We start from the raw sequence: 21,696 nt of genomic DNA, 5'->3' as shown, positions 1-21,696 counted from the left end.
GCCCTGCACCCGCCCCGGTCCCCCGGGGACGCCGGAGAGCCCGGCCCCTCAGCCCAGGGCCAGTCCGACCGAGAACAGCACGCCGAAGGCCAGCTGGAGCTTTCCGGTCTCGCCCAGCCCCAGCACCAGGTCGCGGCCGACCTGACCGGCCAGGACACGGCGGATCGGCGGCACGGCCAGCGGCGCCGACAGCACCACCAGCGGCACCCACCAGAACACCGGCGTCAGAACCAGCGCCACGACGTAGACCGCCGCGATCGCCGCCGCGAACAGACGGCGCGTGCCCGCCTCGCCCAACCGTACGGCGAGCGTGATCTTGCCCGTCTCCCGGTCGGTCGGGATGTCCCGCAGGTTGTTGATCACCAGCACCGAGCACGACAGCAGACCCACCGGTACCGCCGCCACCCACGCCTGCCACGGCGCGGAGCCCACCTGGACGAACACGGTGCCCACGACGGCCACGAGCCCGAAGAACACGAACACCGACACCTCGCCCAGGCCCCGGTACCCGTACGGCGAACGCCCGCCCGTGTAGTACCACGCGGCGGCGATCGCGGCGGCGCCCACCAGCAGCAACCACCACGAGGACGTCGCGACCAGCACCAGGCCCACCGCGGCCGCGAAGCCGAAGCTCGCCAGCGCCGCCGACAGCACCTGCCTGGCGGGGGCCAGCCCGCTCGCGGTCAGCCGCACCGGGCCCGTCCGTTCGGCGGTGTCGGTCCCCTTGACGCCGTCGCTGTAGTCGTTGGCGAAGTTCACACCCACCTGGAGCGCCAGCGACACCGCCATCGCCAGCAGCGCCTTCCACCACACGAACCCGCCCAGGGCGAACGCCAGGGCGGTGCCGACCGCCACCGGCACGATCGAGTTCGGCAGCGTACGGGGGCGCGTCCCCGAGACCCATTCACTGACCGTGGCCACGCGCGGTCCCTCCACACTCGACGGCGCCCGCCCGCCGGGCGCACCGCCTCCCCACGGTAGTCCCCACCCGGGGCGGGTCGCGCCGCCGCCCGGGGTTCGGGGCCCGAAGGGGTGACTCCCCGGGGCGGCGGCGGGCGGGCCGAAGCGAGGCGCAGGACCGGGGACTACGCGCCGATCGCGGCGTGCAGGCGCACCATCGTCAGCGGCCGTCCCAGGTCGATCTCCCGGCGGGCCCCGTCCGGACGCCATCCGGAGGACTCGAAGAAGGCCCGCAACGCGTTGCCGGACTCGGGCACCCACACGTACACGGTCCCGAAACCGGACTCGACCAGTTGCTCCACGCACGCGTTCAGCAACCGGCTCCCGTGCCCCTGGCGGGTGCGCTCCGGGGCCACGTGCAACGCGAACACCTCCGCGTCCTTGCCGGGCCACAGGTCCGGGTCCCCCGCGGGGCCGAACGCGGCGAAGCCCACCACGCTCCGCACCCCGGACTCCTCGTCCGTGGCCACGACCAACCGGTGCCGCGAGGTCGGCGGCGACGCCAGCGCCGCGGTCCACTGCTCCCGGAACGTGCCGCGCGCCTCCTCGCCCGCCATCTCCGCGAGCACGTCGTCGGGCAGCAGCGTCCCGTACACCGCCCGCCACGAGTCCACCTGGACGGCCACCACGGCGTCCACATCGGCGGTGCGGGCGGGGCGGACGAACTGGGCACGGGACACGGTCGGGCCTCCTCGATCGGCAAGATGACCAACGCCGGAGTTTCCGGACCTTGCCATGGCATGGGAACATCTACGTCGTGAGCCTCATTATCAGAGTTATCGTGAACGCGCTCGCCCTTTGGGCGGCTGTCTTCCTGATCGACGGGATCGAGGTCGCGACCCGGGACACCACCGAGCAGATCCTCGTCTACCTTGGTGTCGGCGCGATCTTCGGCCTGGTCAACGCGGTCATCAAACCGATCGTCAAAACGGTGGGGTGCCTGTTCTACGTCCTGACCCTGGGACTGATCGGGCTCGTCGTCAACGCGCTGCTGCTCCTGCTCACGAACTGGATCGCCGGACTCTTCGATCTCCCGTTCAGCATCGACGGGTTCTGGCCCGCGTTCTGGGGGGCGCTCGTCATCTCGATCGTGAGCTGGCTGGCCAGCCTGTTCCTCCCCGACGGCGCCGACGACTGACCGTCCACCCCCGTCCCGCCGCGCTGACCTGCGAGCGGACCCCGGACCCGCCCGCGTGGCGCGGGTCCGGGAAGGGTAGGTTCACATTCCGGGCCATCCACCTCGACCCACGAGGACGGCGGCCCGCGCAGGCCTGACCCCGTGACCCCCGCGCGGGGCACACCAGATCTTTCCCGCGACCGGAACGGTTTCCGCCGGTCGCGGTGGCGGACGCGAAGCGCCGCCCGCCCGTGCCCGGACACGTCCGGACCGCGGGCACGTCCAGCTGTTGACGCACACCGAGAGGAGGAGGGGCACACCCGGGACCGCCCGCCCCGCAGCGGCGGCCCGAACGCCTTTCACAGCGATGGTGGACACCAAGAACCGCCCATTCGGCAAGATGCTGACCGCGATGGTCACGCCCATGCTCGAGGACGGCGAACTCGACTACGAGGGCGCGGCCCGACTCGCCACCTACCTGGTGGACGAGCAGCACAACGACGGTCTCGTGATCAGCGGCACGACCGGTGAGTCGCCCACGACGAGCGACGACGAGAAGGACCGACTGCTCCGCGCGGTCCTGGAGGCCGTCGGCGACCGCGCCACCATCGTGGCCGGAGTCGGCACCAACGACACCCGCCACAGCATCCGCCTGGCCAAGGCCGCGGAGAAGGCGGGGGCGCACGGTCTGCTGGCCGTCACCCCCTACTACAACAAGCCCCCGCAGGAAGGCCTGATCCGGCACTTCACCTCGATCGCCGACGCGACCGGGCTGCCGGTCATGCTCTACGACATCCCGCACCGCACCGGGACGCCGATCGCCTCCGAGACCCTGGTCAGGTTGGCCGAGCACCCGCGCATCGTCGCGAACAAGGACGCCAAGGACAACGTCGGCGCGAGCTCCTGGGTCATGGAGCGCACCGACCTGGCCTACTACTGCGGCACCGACATCCTCAACCTGCCGCTGCTGTCGGTGGGCGCCGCCGGGTTCGTCAGCGTCGTCGGCCACATCGTCGGCGCCGACCTGCGCGAGATGATCGACGTCTACGAGGCGGGCGAGGTCAACCAGGCGCTGGCCATCCACCGCCGCCTCACGCCCGTGTACACGGGGATGTTCCGCACCCAGGGCGTCATCACCACCAAGGCCGTGCTCAACCTGTTCGGCCTGCCGTCCGGCCCGGTGCGCACACCGCTGGCCGACGCCTCCGCCGAGCTCCAGGCCCTCCTGCGCGAGGACCTCGCCGCGGCGGGCGTCAAGGGCCCGATCGGCCTCGCGCCCCACCAGGCCGTCCCGGCCAGCGCCGTCAACGTCGAGCGTCTGGCGGAGGGGTCCGTATGAGCCACCCCCATCCCGAACTGGGGCCGCCGCCCCCGCTGGGCGAGGGCGCGCTGCGCGTCGTCGCCCTGGGCGGGCTCGGCGAGATCGGCCGCAACATGACGGTCTTCGAGTACGGCGGCCGCCTGCTCATCGTCGACTGCGGCGTCCTCTTCCCCGAGGAGGAGCAGCCCGGCGTCGACCTGATCCTGCCGGACTTCGACTACATCCGGGACCGGCTCGACGACGTCGAGGCGATCGTGCTCACCCACGGGCACGAGGACCACATCGGCGGTGTGCCCTTCCTGCTGCGCGAGCGCGAGGACATCCCGCTCGTCGGCTCCAAGCTCACCCTGGCGCTGATCACCGCCAAGCTGGGCGAGCACCGCATCAAGCCGGAGACGGTCCTGGTCGAGGAGGGGGAGCGGCACGACTTCGGCCCCTTCGACCTGGAGTTCTTCGCGGTCAACCACTCCATCCCCGACGCGCTGGCGATCGGCATCCGCACCCCGGGCGGGACGGTGCTGCACACCGGCGACTTCAAGATGGACCAGCTGCCGCTCGACGGGCGCCTCACCGACCTGGGCGGCTTCGCCCGGTTCGGCGACGAGGGCGTGGACCTGCTGCTGTCGGACTCCACCAACGCCGAGCAGCCGGGCTTCGTGGTCAGCGAGCGCAACCTCAACGAGGCCATCGACAAGGTGTTCCGCACCTCGGACAAGCGCATCGTCGTGGCCTGCTTCGCCTCCCACGTGCACCGGGTCCAACAGGTGATCGACGCCGCCGTCAAGCACGGCCGCAAGATCGCGTTCGTGGGCCGCTCCATGGTCCGCAACATGAACATCGCCCGCGACCTGGGCTACCTGAGCGTGCCCGGGGACACCGTCATCGACGCCAAGCAGCTCGACCAGATGCCGCCGCACGAGGTGCTGATGGTGTGCACGGGGTCGCAGGGCGAGCCGATGGCGGCGCTGAGCCGCATGGCCAACCGCGACCACCAGATCCGGATCGAGGAGGGCGACACCGTCCTGCTCGCGTCCTCGCTGATCCCGGGCAACGAGAACTCCGTCAACCGGGTGATCAACGGCCTGACCCGCTGGGGCGCCAGGGTCGTGCACAAGGGCAACGCGCTGGTGCACGTGTCCGGGCACTCGTCCGCCGGCGAGCTGCTGTACGTGCTCAACATGGTGCGCCCGCGCAACTTCATGCCGGTGCACGGCGAGTGGCGGCACCTGCGCGCCCACGCCGACCTGGCCAAGGCCACCGGGATCCCGCAGGACCGGATCGTCATCGCCGAGGACGGCGTCGTCGTCGACCTGTACAAGAACCGGGCCAAGATCGTCGGCGCGGTCCAGGCCGGGTACGTGTACGTGGACGGCTCGTCGGTCGGCGACGTCTCGGAGGCCTCGCTGAAGGACCGCCGCATCCTCGGCGAGGAGGGGTTCATCTCCGTCGTCGTGGCCGTGGACTCCACCACCGGCAAGATCCTCGGCGAACCCGAGATCCACACCCGCGGCGCCGGCATCGCCCCGGACGCCTACGACGACGTCGTGGACAAGCTCCAGGCGGCCCTGGACAAGGCCGCAGCCGACGGCGTCAACGACCCGCACCAGCTCCGGCAGCTCATCCGCCGCAGCGCGGGCCGGTGGGTGAACGAGACCTACCGCCGTCGTCCCATGATCATCCCGGTCCTGGTCGAGGTCTGATACTCCACGAACGGCCCGAGGCGCGTCCGGCGCACTCGGGCCGTTCGTCGTCCCGGGCCTCCGGACCGTCCGCGACACGCCGACCCGAAATCCGCTCCGTGCCTGGACTTCCTAGTAGGCTGCCCGCCGTGGCGTGCCGTCCTGCCCGCCGGACCGAACGATCCGCACCCCTGGAGGTGTCCCCCCGATGGCCGCCCGTGCCAAGTCCTCCGGAGGCTCCGGGCGTTCCGGCCGGAAGAAGCCCGCCGCGCGCAGGTCGGCCCCCGCACGCATGCCCGACGGTCCCATCGCCTTCGTCGTCACCCTGTTCGGGCAGTTCCTGCTGGTGCTGTGGAAGATCGTCGCGCACACCGCGGGCGGCGCGGCGCGCGCCGTGGGCCGCAGCGCCCGCGATCTCGACCCCGACCTGCGCAGGGACGGCGCCGGACTGATCCTGCTCGCGGCGGGCGTCCTCATTGCCGGGGCGGTGTGGTGGCAGAGCGAGGGGCTGCTGCTGCGGGCCACGCGGACCGTCGTCGTCGGCGGCTTCGGGACCTTCTCGCCGATCCTGCCCCTGCTCTTCCTGCCCATCGCCGTCCGACTCATGCGCACCCCCTCCACCGCGCGGGAGGGCGACGCCGGACGCCTGTTCATCGGCTTCAGCGCGATCATGCTCGGCCTGCTCGGACTCATCCACATCGGCCACGGCGTCCCCCAGCCCTCCGAGGGGCTGGAGGCGCTCATGGACTCCGGCGGGCTCATCGGCTACGTCGCGGCCGGGCCGCTCAGCGCCATCGTGACCCCGTGGCTGACCGGCCTGCTCCTGGCGCTCATCCTCGTCTTCGGCGTCCTCGTGGTCACCGCCACGCCCATCCGACGCGTCCCCGAACGGCTCCAGACGCTCTTCGGAGCCCTCATGGAACGCGACACCGGCCCCGACTCGGGTCTGGGAATCCTGGGCGCCGACCCCGAACCGGACCGCGCCAAGCAGCGCCGCGGGCCGAGGAGGAGGAAGGCCGAGGAGACCGTCGCCGGCGACCACGAACGCCCCTACGACAGTCCCGTCCTGCCGGTCGGCCCCGACGCCGCCGTGCCCCTCGCCCCCGCCCTCGGCGACGAGGAGGAGACGCGGGAGCGGCCCCGTCCGAAGCGGAGGGGCGAGCCCGAACGGGCCGACCGGGAACGGACCCCCGACCCCTCGCCGCCGCCCGCCACGAGCGAGCAGCTGTCCCTCCCCTCCCGGGTGGTCGACGGCGACTACGACCTGCCCGCCCCGGGCATGCTCAAGCCCGGGAGCCCGTCCAAGCCGCGCACCAGGGCCAACGACGAGGTCGTCGGCGCGCTCTCGGGCGTGCTGACCCAGTTCGCCATCGACGCCGAGGTCACCGGCTTCACCCGCGGCCCCACGGTGACCCGCTACGAGATCGAACTGGGTCCGGCGGTCAAGGTCGAGAAGGTCACCGCCCTGGCCAAGAACATCTCCCTGGCGGTCAAGAGCGCCGACGTGCGCATCCAGTCGCCGATCCCCGGCAAGTCCGCCATCGGCGTGGAGATCCCCAACACCGACAAGGACATCGTCAGCCTGGGCGACGTGCTGCGCTCACCGGCGGCCACCTCCGACGACCACCCCATGCTCGTGGGCCTGGGCAAGGACGTCGAGGGCGCCAACGTGGTCGCCAACCTCGCCAAGATGCCGCACGTGCTCGTCGCGGGCGCCACCGGCGCCGGAAAGTCCACGTGCATCAACGGGCTCATCACCTCGCTGATGATGCGCGCCACCCCCGAGGAGGTGCGGATGATCCTCGTCGACCCCAAGCGGGTCGAGCTGACGATGTACGAGGGCATCCCGCACCTGATCACGCCCATCATCACCAACCCCAAGCGGGCCGCCGAGGCGCTGCAGTGGGTCGTGGGGGAGATGGACCGGCGCTACGACGACCTGGCCGCCTCCGGCTACCGGCACGTCGACGACTTCAACGCCGCCGTCCGCACGGGGGAGTTGAAGGCTCCGCCCGGCAGCGAACGCGAGTACCGGACCTACCCCTACCTGCTGGTGATCGTGGACGAGCTCGCCGACCTGATGATGGTCGCCCCGCGCGACGTCGAGGACGCGGTCGTGCGCATCACCCAGCTGGCCCGCGCGGCCGGAATCCACCTGGTGCTGGCCACCCAGCGGCCCAGCGTCGACGTCGTCACCGGGCTGATCAAGGCCAACGTGCCCTCCCGGCTGGCCTTCGCCACCTCCAGCCTGTCCGACAGCCGCGTCATCCTCGACCAGCCCGGCGCGGAGAAGCTGGTCGGCAAGGGCGACGCGCTCTTCCTCCCCATGGGCGCGGGCAAGCCCATCCGGCTCCAGAACGCGTGGGTGTCGGAGAAGGAGATCCGGGCGATCGTCGAGCACTGCAAGAAGCAGTCCGAACCCGACTACCGCGAGGACGTCGCAGCGGGGGAGACGAAGAGGAAGGAGATCGACGAGGAGATCGGCGACGACCTCGACCTGCTGCTGCAGGCGGTCGAGCTGGTGGTCACCACCCAGTTCGGGTCGACCTCCATGCTCCAGCGCAAGCTGCGCGTGGGCTTCGCCAAGGCGGGCCGCCTCATGGACCTCATGGAGAGCCGCGACGTCGTCGGCCCCAGCGAGGGGTCCAAGGCCCGCGACGTCCTCGTCACCCCCGACGACCTGCCCGCCGTCCTGGCCGACATCCGCGGCGGCTGACGCTACCCGGCGGAGACCGGTACTCGGGTATCTGTCCGATTTGGCGTGATCTTTGGGGCGTCCTTGGGCGTGGTGGCCTGCGTGTGCGCGCACGGAAGAGCAGAGTGGTTCCGTGTGAGCGCAGAGAGTAGCGGGGGAGTGCGCATGGCGACGATCGGTCAGACCCTGGCGGCGGCCAGAGTGGCGTCGGGACTCACGATCACGGATCTCAGCACCCGTACACGCATCCGGATGCAGGTGCTTCGCGGTATCGAGCAGGAGGACTTCGTCCCGTGCGGCGGCGACTTCTACGCCCGGGGGCACATCCGGGGCGTCTGCCGGGCCCTGGGGCTGGACGCCGCCCCGCTCATCGCGGAGTTCGACCGCGAACACGCCCACCGCGACGACAGCGCCTTCGTCCCGCTGGCGCAGCACCCCGCCGCCGGGCCCTCGGCCGCCCGCGCCGCGACGGAGGCCGCGCGCGGTCAGGGCTGGGACGACGGCCTCGCCGAGGCCGGCACGGCGCCGCGGCGGATCGGCGGCGACCACGACCCCGCCGACGCGTCGCAGCGCTGGGGCCACTTCGAACGCCGGCAGCACGTGCGCTCCCGTGTCCGCGGCGGCCGTCGGCCGCGCGGACGGGCGGCCGGCGCCGTGCCCGGCCCGCGTCGCAGCGCCGAGGGGGACCGGCGCGGTTCCGGCGCGGGACGGCGCCGGAACCGGTCCGACACCGCTCCCCGGCCCCGCGCGGCGATCAGCGACACCCGGGCCGGGCGGGGCGGCGGAGTCCGCCGCCACTGGCCCTGGGCCGTCGTGGGGATCATCCTCCTCCTGGGCGTCCTGGTGGGGGCGCACGCCTGGCTGGAGTGGGAGGGCGCCAACCCGCTGCGCGCGGCCTTCGACACGAGGTCGGACACCGTCGACTCCGCTGTCGCCGCGCCCGGCGCGGACGCGCCGCCGCCCGCGGAACGGCCCTCGCTCGACGAACCCGCCCCGGTGGAACCCGAGGAGGTCACCATCGCCCTCACCGCCTCCGACCGCAGCTGGGTCAAGGTCACCGGAGGCGACGGCGAGGACCTGTTCACGGGCTTCCTCCTCGACGGGGAGACCGAGGAGTACGTGACCGAGGACACCATCGACCTGTGGGTCGGCAACGCGGGCGTGGTCAGCGTCGCCGTCGACGGCGAGGACCTCGGCTCGCTCGGGCTCGCCGGAGAGGTCAAGTCCGTGACCATCGGCGCCGACGGCGTCGGAGGGTAGCGCTCCTTCCGGAGCCCTCGCACCCGGAGGTCCGAAGCGTGCTCGGTACGGGCGGGTGGGCCGTCCACGGTAGTGTGGTGGGTCGTGGGCGGCGCCGTCAGGCGCCGAGCCGCGCGCCGGGCCGGACCGGATCCGCCGTGGCACGCCCCGCACACCACGTCGAAGCTCTCCCACACGCTTGGAAGCCATGTCATCGCGCCGTACTGTCTCGCTCGTCACCCTGGGGTGCGCGCGTAACGAGGTCGACTCCGAAGAGCTGGCCGGACGCCTCTCCGAAGGCGGATGGGAGCTCGTGGACGGCGACGCCGACGTGACCGTCGTCAACACCTGCGGGTTCATCGACGCCGCCAAGCAGGACTCCATCCAGACGATCCTGGACGCCGCGGAGAACGGCGGCAGGGTCGTCGCCGCGGGCTGCATGGCCGAGCGCTACGGCTCCGAGCTCGCCGAGGCGCTGCCCGAAGCCCAGGTCATCGGCTTCGACGACTACGCGGCCATCACCGACCGCCTCGACGACGTCGTCGCCGGGCGCACGCTCGTCCCGCACGACCCCCGGGACCGGCGCACCCTGCTGCCGATCAGCCCCGTGGACCGCGACGCCGCCGACGTCCACGTGCCCGGCCACGCCGCGTTCGCCGACGCACAGGGCGCCGAGGGCACCGCGCTGCCCTACCGTGCGGCGGTCCCCCGGCGGCGCCTGACCGGCGGACCGGTCGCCAACCTCAAGATCGCCTCCGGCTGCGACCGCCGGTGCACGTTCTGCGCGATCCCCGCCTTCCGCGGCGCCTACATCTCCCGCCACCCCGACGAGATCGTCCGCGAGGCCGAGTGGCTCGCGAGCGAGGGCGTGCGCGAGGTCTTCCTGGTCAGCGAGAACTCCACGTCCTTCGGCAAGGACCTCGGCGACGTGCGCGCGCTGGAGAAGCTCCTGCCGCGCCTGGCCGCCGTGGAGGGTCTGGACCGGGTGCGCGTCAGCTACCTCCAGCCCGCCGAGGTGCGCCCCGGCCTGGTGGACGTGCTCACCTCCACCCCGGGCGTCGTCCCCTACTTCGACCTGTCCTTCCAGCACGCCAGCGGAACGCTGTTGCGGCGGATGCGCCGCTTCGGCGACCGCGAGCGCTTCCTGGAGCTGTTGCGCACGGTGCGCGAGCGCGCCCCCGAGGCCGGAGCCCGGTCCAACTTCATCGTGGGCTTCCCCGGCGAGACCGAGGCGGAGTTCGAGGAGCTGGCCGCCTTCCTCAGCGAGGCCCGCCTGGACGCCATCGGCGTCTTCGGGTACTCCGACGAGGACGGCACCGAGGCCGTCGGCCACGAGGGCAAGCTGCCCGCCGAGGAGATCGACGCGCGGGTGGACCGGCTCAACCGGCTCGCCGAGGAGCTCATGGTCCAGCGGGCCGAGGAGCGGATCGGCTCCGAGGTCACCGTCCTGGTCGAGTCGGTCCTGGAGGACGGCGCGTACGAGGGCCGCGCCGAGCACCAGGCGCCCGAGGTGGACGGCAGCACCATCCTGTACGGCGAGGGCCTGGCCGTGGGCGACCTCGTCAGGGCCACCGTGATCCAGGCGGCGGGCGCCGACCTCGTCGCGGAGCAGGACGACACCGCGCCGGACGGGGAAACCGGAGACAGATGAGCACCCACGATTCCGCGGCGTCGCCCGCCCCCCACGTCCCGTTGTGGAACATCGCGAACATCCTCACGATGAGCCGCCTGGTCATGGTGCCGCTGTTCGTGTGGTTCATGCTCCTGGACGGCCCGTGGTGGCGCCTGGCCGCGTTCGCGGTGTTCGTGCTCGCCGCCGTGACCGACCGGATCGACGGTGAGCTCGCCCGCCGCCGCAACCTCGTCACCGACTTCGGCAAGATCGCCGACCCGATCGCGGACAAGGCCCTCACCGGGGCGGCGCTGGTGGTGCTCTCGTTCCAGGGCGACCTGTGGTGGTGGGTGACGATCGCCATCCTCGTGCGCGAGTGGGGCATCACCGCACTGCGCTTCGCCGTCCTGCGGTACGGCGTCATGCCCGCCAGCAAGGGCGGCAAGCTCAAGACCGTCCTGCAGGTCGTGGCGATCAGCCTCTACCTGTTCCCGGCGGCTCTGCTGCCGTTCGGCGCGGTGTTCACCTGGGCCGCCCACGTCGTCATGGGCGCGGCCCTGGCGGTCACCCTCTGGACCGGGCTCGCCTACGTGGTCGACGCCGCGCGGCTCATCCGCGCCAAGGACGAGAGTTCGGAGTGAGCGCGGCGGACGCGGCGCCGGAACCCGCTGGGGACGCGCTGGCCGCGGCCGAGGCGGTCCACCGGGCGCTGCTGGAGGCCGACGCCACCTGCGCCACCGCCGAGTCCCTCACCGGAGGGCTCGTCGGCGCACACCTGACCTCGGTCCCCGGCGCCTCCAACACCTACCGGGGCGGGGTGGTGACCTACGCCACCGACACCAAGGCGGGACTGCTGGGCGTCCCCGGGGGCCTGCTGGCCGCCCACGGCGCCGTCCACCCCGACGTGGCCGCGCACATGGCCCTCGGCGTGCGGCGCCTGCTGGGCGCCGACTACGGGGTCGCGGTGACCGGCGTCGCCGGGCCCGATCCCCAGGACGGGAGGCCCGTCGGCACGGTCTTCGCGGCCGTCGCCGCACCCTCCGGGACCTGCGAGGTCAGGGAGTTCCGTTTCACCGGGGATCGTTCGGGTATCCGCTACCACACGGTCGAGGGCGCCCTGGCGCTCCTGGACTCGGTCGTCCGCGGAAGGGGAGCGGGAGACACCCGGAACTGACCCCCGCGGTCGGCTCCCGTCGCCCGCTCCGAGGGAACAAAACCACCTGACGTGGCCGTTCCCCCTCCAGCGAACAGGATGGCAAGAGGTGCCCGAATCGGGCGGGGGGCAGGTACGGTGTTGTATATGAAGGTCGCTACCGGTGGGAGGGAGCGCGAATGATGGTCCTGCTTCGTCACCTACTTGGTGACGTGCTCAGGCGGCTGCGACAGCGCCAGGGCCGCACCCTCCGCGAGGTGTCGGCCGATGCCCGTGTGTCCCTCGGTTACCTGTCGGAGGTCGAACGGGGGCAGAAGGAGGCCTCCTCCGAACTGCTCTCCTCGATCTGCGGGGCACTCGGTGTCCCGCTTTCTCAGGTCTTGCGTGAGGTCTCCGACCAGCTCGCCCTCGCTGAGCTCCAGGAGGCCGCGCTCCTGGGGGACGCGGTCCCGAGCGACCCCGTCCCCGCCCAGGAACTCGGCATCGAACCGGTACCGGATCGCGTTCCCCACGTCGCCGACATGGTGGGGGTCTGACCCCCTCGGATCCATCCGTTCAACACCGTGACCGCGTGAAGGAGCCGACCACCCCCGGGTGGTCGGCTCCTTCACCGTGTCGGGCGGCGCCGCGGCTCAGGGGTGGGTGTGGTTCACCCAGGCGTCGGGGTCCTCAGCCAGGGCGCGGACGGTCTCGGGCAGCTCGTTGGTCACCAGGTGCTGGAGGTTGACGCCTTCCAGGATGGCGCGCTCGCTGGCGCGCAGGGCGATCCACACCTGTTGCAGGCTGCGTGCGGCCCCGTCGTAGTCGACGTGCTCCGGGCGCTCCCCGCGCACGTTGGCCAGCGGTCCGTCCACGGCGCGGATGATGTCTGCGAGGGAGATCTCCTCGGCCGGGCGGGCGAGCCAGTAGCCCCCGACCGGGCCCCGCTGGCTGCGGACCAGACCCGCGCGGCGCAGCTGGGTGAGGATGTTCTCCAGGAATTTTCCGGGGATGGCCTGGGCGCGTGCGAGCTGCTCGGCCGTCACCGGCCCCTCACTGGCGACAGCGAGTTCTGCGGCCGCGCGTAGCGCGTAGTCGACCCGGGCTGAAAGGCGCATGCTGTGATTATGCCGTGGTTAGAAGGGCGAATGGGGCACCGGGAGCCGACGGGACCGTCCGCGCCCGGGGTGCTACACGCTAAGAATACTTCTCCGACCGGCTTTCGGGGACATTCGTGAGGTCGGTCCCGTCACCGGAGGCCGCGGGGTGACGCGCGGGGCTCCGGCCCGGCTCCGGGAGGGAAGCCGGAGCCGGTCCGGAGGCGGTTGGGCGGCACGCGCGGCCACCGGGTGGGCCGGGCCGTCACGCGCCGCCGGAGGGGGCGGCGTCCATCACGCCGCTCGCGCCCAGCAGTTCGGCGGCGCTGCGCCCGTTGACGTGGGCGGCGCCGTAGGTGCGCACGTGCGTGCCGCGGTCGGGCCGCCAGACGGGCAGCCCCATCTCCACCACCACGGCGGTGGGCCGGGCGCTGAGCAGGCGCGTGACGAGCTCCCGCGCCTCCGCGTAGCGGTGCGCGTCGCGGACCACCACGACCAGGTCCCGGTTCCGCGCCTCGGCGAGCAGCCGCTCGGCGTGCGCGGGGTCGGGGGAGACCCGCTCCGTGCGGGGGAACCACGGGCTCAGGCCCCACGGCACCTCGCCCACGGCCATGCCCGCCGGGGCGTCCACCTCGACCACGTACGGGTCGGACAGGGGCGGCAGATCGCCGTCGACCCGGACCGCGCGGCGGGCGCCCGAGAGCCCGATACCGTCGGCTTCCGGTGCCGCGGCGCGGTGGACGGCCGACTCGCGGATCCAGGCGCGCAGCCGCAGCGTGTGCGCGGCGGCCTCCTCAAGCCGTTCGCCCGGGAGGCGGCCCTCGCGCACGGCCGAGACCAGGGCGGCCCGCACGGCGGCGATCTCGTCGGCGTAGACGAACCGGCCCAGGCACAGCAGGTCGCAGCCCGCGGCCACCGCACGCACGCAGGCCTCGGGGATGCCGATCCGCTCGCTGACACCCCGCATCTCCATCGCGTCGCTGACGACGGCGCCGGTGAAGCCCAGCTCCTCGCGCAGCAGTCGGGTGACGACGTTCGGGGTGAGCGTCGCCGGGCCCAGCCCGCCGAGCGCGGGGACCTCGATGTGCGCGGTCAGGACCGCCTGGACGCCCGCGTCCACCGCCGCGCGGAAGGGCAGGAGCTCACGGCGGCGCAGCAGGTCGGCGTCGGCGTCCACACGGGGCAGGACGTGGTGGGAGTCCTGGGAGGTGGCGCCGTGGCCGGGGAAGTGCTTGGCGCACGCGGCCACGCCCGCCTCCTGGAGGCCGAGGACGGCGGCGGCGCCGTGGCGGGCCACGAGTTCGGGGTCCGAGCCGAACGAGCGGGTGCCGATCACGGGATTGTCGTCGGCGACGTTGACGTCCACCGACGGCGCCAGGTCGAGGTTGAAGCCGAGCCGGGCCAGGCGCCCGCCCAGGGAGCGGTGGGTGGCCCGCGTCAGGTCGGGGTCGTCGACGGCGCCGAGGGCGGCGTTGCCCGGGTAGTCGCTGCCGCGGGCCTGCCCGATGCGGGTGACGTCGCCGCCCTCCTCGTCGAGCGAGATCAGCGGGGTGTCGGCGGCCTCGGACAGACGCGCGTTGAGGGCGGTCACCTGTGCGGGGCCGTCCAGGTTGTTGTGGAACAGACAGACGCCCGCGATGCCGTCCGCGAGGCCCTCCAGCACCCAGCGCGGGGCGTGGTGGGACTCGAAGGGCACCAGGAGGGTGGCGTTGGCCAGACGCTCCAGGGTCGGGTCGTTCGGCATGGCGAACTCCGTTCGGTGAACGAGGGTGCCCAGGGCAGGGCAGACGTGTGGCGGGGAGGAGGGCGGGACGATACGTGAAGGAGGACGGCGCGGGCCCGCGGGGAGCCGTCGCGGGCCCGCGGGGAGCCGTCGCGGGCCCGCGCCGGGAGCCGGGCGGGTCAGCCCTTGACCGCGCCCATGGTCAGGCCGGAGACCATCCGTCGCTGGACGAACAGGAAGAAGACCATCACCGGGACGGTCAGCAGAGTGGAGGCGGCCATGATCGAGCCCCACTCGATGGACACCGCGCCGAAGTAGTACTGGAGGGAGATCGGCAGGGTGTACGCCCCGGGGTTGTTCTGGAGGAACGTGAACGCGACCAGGAACTCGTTCCAGGCGGTGATGAACGCGAAGACGCTCGACGCGCCCAGACCGGGGGCGACCAGCGGCATGAGGATCCGCCAGAAGACGGTCCACCCGTTGGCGCCGTCGATCGCGGCGGCCTCCTCCAGGTCCTTGGGCACGGCGGCCACGAAGTTGCGGACCATGAGGATGGTGACGGGCAGCGCGACGGCGACGTAGACGACGAACACGCCCGAGAGGTTGTTGATCAGCTCCACGTCCAGGGTCTGGCCCAGGTGGAAGAAGTTGACGAACAGGGAGATGATCAGGGCCTCGACCGGCACCATCTGGATGACCAGCAGCATGACGATGAAGGCCGAGCGCAGCCGGAACCGGAACCGGGCGACGGCGACGGCGGCGAGCAGCGACACCAGCGCGGCGAAGAGCACGGAGCCGACGGTGAGGACGAGGCTGTTGGCCAGGAAGGACCAGAACGAGGTCCCCGGGATGAGGACGCCCGAGATCACCCGCTCGAAGTGCTCGAAGGTGATCTCCCGCGGGAGCACGGTGGGCTCGCGGGTGAAGATCTCTCCGGTGGGGCGCAGCGCGGTGGCCAGGACCCAGTAGACGGGGAACACCGCGAAGACGAACACCGCGACGGCGGCGACGTACATGCCGATGGTTCCGGCGGTCCTGCGCAGCCGGTAGACGTTGTTCATCGGACCTCCCCCTGGCGGATCATCACGCGCAGGTAGTAGGCGGTGATCGCGAGGACCAGAACGGTCATGATCACGGCGATCGCGGACCCCATGCCGTAGTTCGGCGGGGTCGAGGCGAAACCCAGCTGGTAGATGTACACGGGCAGCAGCGCCACGTCGCGGTTGTCGACACCGTCGGCGAGGACGAACAGCTGCGTGAAGATGCGGAAGTCCCAGATCACCTGGAGGACCAGGAGCAGGGCGAACAGCGGGCGCAGCATCGGGACGGTGACGTTCCAGAAGCTCTTCCACGCGCTCGCGCCGTCCATCCGCGCGGCCTCGTAGAGTTCGTTCGGGATGCTCTTGAGCCCGGCCAGCACGCTGACCGCCACGAACGGGAACGACTGCCAGACCACGGTGAGGATGAGGATCGGGAAGAGGGTCGCGGGTTCGTTGAACCAGTTGAACTCGTCCCAGCCCGATCCCACGAGCCAGTCCGGCAGGCCGCTCAGGATCGTGTTGACCAGCCCGTACCGGGTGTCGAAGAGCCAGCGGTAGACGATCGCGGCGCTGATGACCGGCGTCGCCCAGGCCAGCATCAGGCCGAGGCCCAGAACCGTGGAGGCCCACTTGGGGAGCTTGTCGAGGAGGATGCCGACGAGGGTGCCGAGCACCATCGTCAGGACCACCATGGCCAGGCAGACCACGATGGTGTTGCGGAAGATCGTCCAGAAGCGCGTGTCGGTGAGGACCGAGGCGTAGTGGCCGAATCCGACCCACTCGGCCTCGTCGCCCCGGAGCTGGCGCAGGCCGTACTCGTGCAGGGACATCCAGCCCATCTGCACGATCGGCCAGAGCAGGACCAGCGACAGCACGAACAGGGCGGGAAGGATGAGCAGGTAGGGGGCGAGCCGGCGGCGGGTCCGCGTCGCCAGCCCACCGGTACGCGCCCCGTTCCCCCTGCTCTCGTTCACGGCGGAGGGGCGTTCCAGTGTCTGTGTCATGGGAAGTTCTCACCTGGCGGTAGGACGGGGGCGGCCGCCGCGGTCGGCGGCGACCACCCCCCTGCCGTGTGCTCCGGGCACGCGGACGCGACTATTCGGTGGAGCGGTTGAGCGCCTCGGTGAGCTCTTCGTTCAACTCGGGCAGGACGTCGTCGGCCGACTCGCCCTCGGCCAGGCGCTGCACGGCGGTCTGGACGGTGGTCAGCTCCCACTGGACGTGGCCCCAGTTGGGGGTCTCCGGGAAGAGCCGCAGGTCACCGGCGGCCTGCGTGGCGGCGCCGGCCAGGACCGGGTCGGTCTGGAACTCCTCGCTCTCCAGGACGTCCCCGTAGGTCGGGAACATCGAGGAGACCTCGTTGTACGGGAGCGCGTTCTCCTTGCTGTTCAGCGTGGTGATGTAGTCGAACGCGGCCTCGGGGTACTCCGTGGTGTTCCACACGGCCAGGTCGGAGCCGCCGCCGAAGGCCGGGGCCATGCCCTCGGCGCCCGGGATCGGCGCCGTCGCCCACTGGTCGGCGTACTCGTCGTTGATGTCCTCGATCTGGGCGCGGGCCCAAGGGCCGTCGATGAACATGCCCAGCTCGCGGTTGGCGAAGTCCGCGTGGGCGCAGTCGACCTCGTTCAGGCCGATGCAGGCGCTCGGGGAGACGCCGTCGACGGTCAGACCCGCGTAGAACTCCAGGGCCTCGGCGGTGGCGTCGGAGTCGAGTCGGCCCACCCACTCGTTGCCCTCGAGGGTGGCGAAGTCACCGCCGTTGGACCACACGAAACTGGCGATGCCGTTCATGAAGTCCGTCGGTGCCGCGAACCCGGGGACGTCGTACTCGGCCTCGATGGCCTCGGAGACCTCGACGAGGTCGTCCCAGGTCTCCGGCGGCTCCTGGCCGAGCTCGCGGAGCCAGTCGGCGTTGTACCAGAGCGCGCGCACGCCGCTGTACCACGGAACGCTGTACTGGGCGTCGTCGAAGGTGCCGTTGGCGTAGGCGCCCTCGAGGATGTCCTCGCGGTCCTCCCAGCCCTCGGCGAGCTCGGCGACGTCGTAGAGGGCGCCGGCGTCGGCCCAGGTGGACACCTGGTCGTTGCCGATCTCCACGACGTCCGGGCCGCCGCTGACCAGGGCGGTCTGGAACCGCTGGGAGAACTCGCCCCACGGGATCCACTGGACCTCGACCTCGGTGTCGGGGTACTGCTCCTGGTACTGGGCGGAGACCGTGTCCATGAACGCGGTCTGGGCCTCGGTGGCGTCACCCATCCGCCAGACGGTGAGGGTCTCCGGGGCGTCGCCCGTGCCGCCGCTGCCGTCTCCGTCGTCGGAACCGCCGGAGCACGCGGCCGCGAGCAGCACCGCGGCCGTGGCCGCGGCGATCTTCGGGAACTTCATGTGTACCTGTCTCCCTTCGCACGACGCGCCGGGTACGACGCCTGTGCTCGAGGGGGCCTGGGATCATGGACTGATCCCGCCGCCTCGACGTTTGACTGGGGGATGTGCTCGGATAGCACGTTGGCCGCCCCGCCGGCGCGGGTACCGGGGAGTCCGATCGTAGGTCGGACCTGCCGGGACGTGACCTCCTGTGAGGTTGTGAGCTAAATTAACAGGAAACTTTCCTAATAAAAACAGGGTGAGGTGTCACGGTTATGTCTCAACGTCCGGGGACTCCCCGGCTGCTGCGCCAGCTCAACGACCGCGCGGCACTGGAACTGCTGCTGTCCGCCGGTCCGCTGACCCGGACGCAGCTCGGGACGAGGACCGGCCTTTCGAAGGTAACGGCCTCACAACTCCTCGCGCGGCTGGAGGAACGCGACCTCGTACGCGTCGTGGGCAGCCAGGCCGGAGGGCGGGGGCCGAACGCGGCCCTGTACGCCGTCGTGCCCGAGAGCGCCTACGTGGCCGCCCTCGACGTCAGCGCGCACCGCGTCACCGCGACCATCGCGGACATCACCGGCGAGGTCGTGGGGGGCGTCACCGTCGACCCGAGCGCCTCCGACGACCCCGTCGCCCTCGTCCACACGGCCGTCATGCGCCTGGTCGACACGGCCGAGGTGCCCCTCGACCGCGTCCGGGCGTGCGTCATCGGCACCCCCGGCGTGGTGGACCCGCGCACCGGGGACATCCGCTTCTCCTTCGACCTGATCTCCTGGCACGAGGGCGTCCTGGAGGCCCTGCGCGCCGACCTGAAGCGCTCGGTGGTGATCGAGAACGACGTGAACCTGGCCGCGCTCGCCGAACACGACTCGGGCGCCGCCTCCGGCGTGGACGAGTTCGTGCTCATCTGGCTCAGCGCCGCGGGCGGGGTCGGCATGTCCACCATGATCGACGGCCGGATCCACCGGGGCCGCTCCGGCGGGGCGGGCGAGATCGGCTACCTCCCGGTGCCCGGAGCGCCCACCCCGGTCGAGGCCGGCGTGTCCGGCGGCTACGAGTCTCCGGCCTCGGAGGGAGAGCTCCCGCACGGCTTCCAAGCCCTGGTCAAGGCCAAGCAGGTGGTCGCGCTCGCCCGTGAGCACGGGGTCGGGGGAAGGGACGTCACCGAGGTCGTCGCGGCCGCGTCCGGTGCGGGAACCGCCGAGGCCGACGCCTTCCTGGACCTGTTCGCCGAGCGCCTGGCACGCGGTGTCGCGGCGGTCAGCGTGATCCTCGACCCCGGACTCGTCGTGCTGGGCGGGGACGTGGCCCGCGCGGGCGGGGAGAAGCTCGCCGAGCGGATCCAGGCCGCCACCGCGCGCATCGCCCCCAACGAGACCGAGGTCCGGCTGGGCACGGTCGAGGGCAGCCCCGTGGTGCGCGGCGCGCTCCTGCACGCCCTGGAGCGCGCCCGCGAGGAGGTCTTCTCCTCCACCGTCTGAGCCCTCGCGCCGTGCCCCGCCCCCTCACCCGACGGGGCGCGGCCGCCGGCTCAGCCGCCGGTCGGCGCCAACGAGTCCACGACCTCCTCCACGACCTCCGCGTGCGTCTCCCGCGCCGTGGCCGGGAGGTTGAGCGTGACGCGGTAGGTGACCGCGTCCTCCAGGTCGGTGATCTCCCGGGCCAGCAGCCAGCGTTCGGGGATCTCGCGCTCCCCGTGGCGGAAGGTCACCTCGTACACGGCGCTCTCGAAGCCCTCCGGCGCGGGTTCGTCCTCCAGACGGACGCGTTCGACCTCGGTGTACTCCGCCCCGTCCGTCAGGATCTCCTCCATCCGCAGGTGCGAGTCCCGGGGGCCGAGAAGGACGACCTCCTGGTCGGTCGCGCTGACCGTGACCGTCGCGGTGTCCACGCCCGTCTCGAAGTCGTACTCGGCCAGGCGCAGGGTCGCCGTGCTCCCGTCGTCGCCGTCCCTGACGTCCACGGGGGTCCAGTCCTCGGGGTACGCGAGGCGGACCGAGTCGTCCTCCAGGACGGTGAACCCCTCGGGGACGCTCCCGGTCCCGGAGGCGCCAGCGGCGGGTCCCCCGCTCTCGACCGCGACCACCGCACCGTCGCCGGTGCCGGCCGCGTCCCGGGTGAGCGCCCAGGTCGCCGCCGCGCCCGTCGACACGACGGCCAGTCCCGCCGCGGCCACCCACGGTGCCACCCGCCACGGCGACCGCCGGGACGGCGACGGCCGAGGGGGCCGCTGGGACGGCGGCGCGACCACGGGAGGCGCGGGGAGCGGCGCCGCGGACCGGGGCGGGCGCGCGGTCGGAGGCACGGGGTCCCCGTGCGGCCCGGCGGACCCTCGGGCGAGACCCGGCCCGGAGCCGTCGAGCAGCGCCAGCGCGCCGTCCGGGGTCAGGCGCCGGCGCGGGTCCCGGTCCAGGAGTCCGCCGACCACCGCGCCCACCCGCCCGCCGGCCGGCGCGGGCGGCACGGGCATCGTGAGCACGGCCGTGAGCGTGGAGGTGAGCGTCTCCCGCTTGAACGGCGACGTTCCGGCCAGGGCCGCGAACAGGGTGGCGCCCAGACTCCACAGGTCGGAGGCGGGCGTGGTCTCGTCGCGGTCCAGGCGCTCGGGCGCGGCGTACTCGGCGGTGCCGAGGATCGCCCCGGTCCCCGTCAGCGCGGTCGCGCCGCCGTCGTGCAGGTTGGCGATGCCGAAGTCGGTCAGCACCGGCCGCCGCCCGTCCTCGGACAGCATGATGTTGGCCGGCTTGACGTCCCGGTGGATCACCCCGGCCCGGTGCGCGGCGCGCAGCGCGCCCAGCAGAGGCCGGGCGATCCGCTCCGCCTCCGCCGCCGACAACGGGCCCGCGCGGCGCAGCCGCTCCCGCAGCGACCCGCCGTCGAGCAGCTCCATGACGATGAACGGCGTACCGTCCACCTCCAGCACGTCGTGCACCGTGACCACCGACGGGTGCGAGATCCGCGCCGCCGCCCGCGCCTCGCGCACCACCCGGGCGCGGGCGCGCTCCCGCTCCCGCGGCGGAAGCTCGGCGGGCAGGTGCACCTCCTTGACGGCCACCTCCCGCTCCAGCGCCGGGTCGAACGCGCGCCAGACCGTGCCCATGCCGCCGCTGCCGAGCTCGGCGCGGAGTTCGTACCGTCCGACGGAGCCGCGGCGCGCGGGGGACTCACGATTCGCGGCAGGGTCTGAGGGGAGGTTGGGGCCCATGGTCGCCCATCCTCCCAGACCTCGGCCCCGGCCCGTTCAGACCAGTCGGCGCACCATCGCGATCCGGGGCAGGACCCCGATCCCCGCGCGCTCCTCGGCCTCCCACACCCGTTCCAGATCCGGTCCCCACTCCCCGCGCGCCAACGGGACGAACCCGCGCCGCGCGTACCAGGGCCCGTTCCACGGCAGGTCGCGGAAGGTCGTCAGGGTCAGCTCCCGGTCGCCGCGCCCGACCGCCTCGGCGCACACGGCCTCCAGCAGGGCCGAGCCGAGCCCGCGCCGACCGTGGCCCGGGTGCACGGCCAGCTGCTCCAGGTGCGTGTGACCGTCCACCGTGACCGTGGCGGCCAGTCCGCACACGGGCTCGCCCGCGACCAGGATCCGGTCGGCGTGCCCGACCAGCTCACGCGGATCGTCCGGCGGCAGCACCACACCGGCGTCGGCGAACACCGTGTCGGCCGCCAGCGACGTCGCCACCACGTCGGGCACGTCCTCCGGCCGCATCGGAC

Annotated in this window: 19 protein-coding genes; 10 read left to right on the top strand and 9 right to left on the bottom strand. The window is 72.5% G+C overall.

Annotated features, from left to right (window positions below; translation table 11 throughout):
• Window positions 1–48: 48 nt before the first annotated feature.
• A complete protein-coding gene (locus ACIBFB_RS04035) occupies window positions 49–921 on the bottom strand; it encodes a 1,4-dihydroxy-2-naphthoate polyprenyltransferase (protein ID WP_397225941.1) in 873 nt (290 codons plus the stop codon).
• 164 nt (window positions 922–1,085) lie between these two features.
• Window positions 1,086–1,640, bottom strand: a complete 555-nt coding sequence (locus tag ACIBFB_RS04030) for a GNAT family N-acetyltransferase (RefSeq protein WP_397225939.1) — start codon at window positions 1,638–1,640, stop codon at window positions 1,086–1,088.
• A gap of 77 nt (window positions 1,641–1,717) precedes the next feature.
• Here ACIBFB_RS04030 and ACIBFB_RS04025 point away from each other — a divergent pair, with 77 nt between their 5' ends.
• The 9 genes from ACIBFB_RS04025 to ACIBFB_RS03985 all read left to right on the top strand — a co-directional run bounded on the left by ACIBFB_RS04025 (window position 1,718) and on the right by ACIBFB_RS03985 (window position 12,312).
• Entirely contained in the window at window positions 1,718–2,098 is a 381-nt protein-coding gene (locus tag ACIBFB_RS04025; RefSeq protein ID WP_397225937.1) for a phage holin family protein, read from the top strand.
• A 346-nt stretch (window positions 2,099–2,444) separates the two neighbouring features.
• Window positions 2,445–3,416 (top strand): 4-hydroxy-tetrahydrodipicolinate synthase, encoded by a 972-nt coding sequence (gene dapA / locus ACIBFB_RS04020; protein ID WP_397225935.1) that lies wholly within the window; start codon window positions 2,445–2,447, stop codon window positions 3,414–3,416.
• Window positions 3,413–5,098 (top strand): ribonuclease J, encoded by a 1,686-nt coding sequence (locus tag ACIBFB_RS04015; RefSeq protein ID WP_397225933.1) that lies wholly within the window; start codon window positions 3,413–3,415, stop codon window positions 5,096–5,098. Before dapA ends, ACIBFB_RS04015 begins: the two co-directional genes overlap by 4 nt.
• Before the next feature lie 187 nt (window positions 5,099–5,285).
• Window positions 5,286–7,793 (top strand): DNA translocase FtsK, encoded by a 2,508-nt coding sequence (locus ACIBFB_RS04010; RefSeq protein WP_397225931.1) that lies wholly within the window; start codon window positions 5,286–5,288, stop codon window positions 7,791–7,793.
• Window positions 7,794–7,937: 144 nt separating this feature from the next.
• Window positions 7,938–9,032, top strand: a complete 1,095-nt coding sequence (locus ACIBFB_RS04005) for a helix-turn-helix domain-containing protein (protein ID WP_397225929.1) — start codon at window positions 7,938–7,940, stop codon at window positions 9,030–9,032.
• A gap of 187 nt (window positions 9,033–9,219) precedes the next feature.
• Window positions 9,220–10,662, top strand: coding sequence for a 30S ribosomal protein S12 methylthiotransferase RimO (gene rimO / locus ACIBFB_RS04000; protein WP_397225927.1), 1,443 nt, complete (start codon window positions 9,220–9,222; stop codon window positions 10,660–10,662).
• A complete protein-coding gene (gene pgsA / locus ACIBFB_RS03995) occupies window positions 10,659–11,264 on the top strand; it encodes a CDP-diacylglycerol--glycerol-3-phosphate 3-phosphatidyltransferase (RefSeq protein ID WP_397225925.1) in 606 nt (201 codons plus the stop codon). The genes rimO and pgsA overlap by 4 nt, the downstream gene beginning before the upstream one ends.
• Window positions 11,261–11,797: a CinA family protein gene (locus ACIBFB_RS03990; protein ID WP_397225923.1), complete on the top strand. Its 537-nt coding sequence runs from the start codon at window positions 11,261–11,263 to the stop codon at window positions 11,795–11,797. The genes pgsA and ACIBFB_RS03990 overlap by 4 nt, the downstream gene beginning before the upstream one ends.
• A 158-nt stretch (window positions 11,798–11,955) precedes the next feature.
• Window positions 11,956–12,312 carry a helix-turn-helix domain-containing protein gene (locus tag ACIBFB_RS03985; protein ID WP_397225921.1) on the top strand — a complete coding sequence of 119 codons (357 nt, stop codon included), beginning with the start codon at window positions 11,956–11,958 and terminating at the stop codon, window positions 12,310–12,312.
• A gap of 96 nt (window positions 12,313–12,408) precedes the next feature.
• On the opposite strand, the gene ACIBFB_RS03980 is transcribed toward ACIBFB_RS03985, so the two are convergent.
• The 5 genes from ACIBFB_RS03980 to ACIBFB_RS03960 form a co-directional block, all read right to left on the bottom strand.
• Window positions 12,409–12,873 carry an RrF2 family transcriptional regulator gene (locus ACIBFB_RS03980; RefSeq protein ID WP_397225919.1) on the bottom strand — a complete coding sequence of 155 codons (465 nt, stop codon included), beginning with the start codon at window positions 12,871–12,873 and terminating at the stop codon, window positions 12,409–12,411.
• 244 nt (window positions 12,874–13,117) lie between these two features.
• Window positions 13,118–14,596 carry a glycoside hydrolase family 3 protein gene (locus ACIBFB_RS03975; RefSeq protein WP_397225917.1) on the bottom strand — a complete coding sequence of 493 codons (1,479 nt, stop codon included), beginning with the start codon at window positions 14,594–14,596 and terminating at the stop codon, window positions 13,118–13,120.
• 158 nt (window positions 14,597–14,754) lie between these two features.
• Window positions 14,755–15,636 (bottom strand): carbohydrate ABC transporter permease, encoded by an 882-nt coding sequence (locus tag ACIBFB_RS03970; protein WP_397225915.1) that lies wholly within the window; start codon window positions 15,634–15,636, stop codon window positions 14,755–14,757.
• Window positions 15,633–16,619 carry a carbohydrate ABC transporter permease gene (locus ACIBFB_RS03965; protein ID WP_397225913.1) on the bottom strand — a complete coding sequence of 329 codons (987 nt, stop codon included), beginning with the start codon at window positions 16,617–16,619 and terminating at the stop codon, window positions 15,633–15,635. The genes ACIBFB_RS03970 and ACIBFB_RS03965 overlap by 4 nt, the downstream gene beginning before the upstream one ends.
• Before the next feature lie 91 nt (window positions 16,620–16,710).
• The gene (locus ACIBFB_RS03960; RefSeq protein WP_397225911.1) at window positions 16,711–18,000 is read right to left on the bottom strand and encodes an extracellular solute-binding protein; all 1,290 of its coding nucleotides are present in this window, start codon (window positions 17,998–18,000) and stop codon (window positions 16,711–16,713) included.
• Between the two features lie 254 nt (window positions 18,001–18,254).
• On the opposite strand from ACIBFB_RS03960, the gene ACIBFB_RS03955 reads away from it, so the two are divergent.
• Window positions 18,255–19,463 carry an ROK family transcriptional regulator gene (locus ACIBFB_RS03955; RefSeq protein WP_397225909.1) on the top strand — a complete coding sequence of 403 codons (1,209 nt, stop codon included), beginning with the start codon at window positions 18,255–18,257 and terminating at the stop codon, window positions 19,461–19,463.
• 50 nt (window positions 19,464–19,513) lie between these two features.
• On the opposite strand, the gene ACIBFB_RS03950 is transcribed toward ACIBFB_RS03955, so the two are convergent.
• Both ACIBFB_RS03950 and ACIBFB_RS03945 read right to left on the bottom strand, forming a co-directional pair.
• Window positions 19,514–21,187 (bottom strand): protein kinase, encoded by a 1,674-nt coding sequence (locus ACIBFB_RS03950; protein WP_397225907.1) that lies wholly within the window; start codon window positions 21,185–21,187, stop codon window positions 19,514–19,516.
• A gap of 36 nt (window positions 21,188–21,223) precedes the next feature.
• The gene (locus ACIBFB_RS03945; protein WP_397226429.1) at window positions 21,224–21,691 is read right to left on the bottom strand and encodes a GNAT family N-acetyltransferase; all 468 of its coding nucleotides are present in this window, start codon (window positions 21,689–21,691) and stop codon (window positions 21,224–21,226) included.
• Window positions 21,692–21,696: the final 5 nt, after the last annotated feature.

Source organism: Nocardiopsis sp. NPDC050513, from assembly GCF_044457925.1.
GTDB lineage: Bacteria > Actinomycetota > Actinomycetes > Streptosporangiales > Streptosporangiaceae > Nocardiopsis.
Note: the sequence above shows the minus strand (reverse complement) of the source record. Positions and strands in the feature narration are given on the sequence as shown.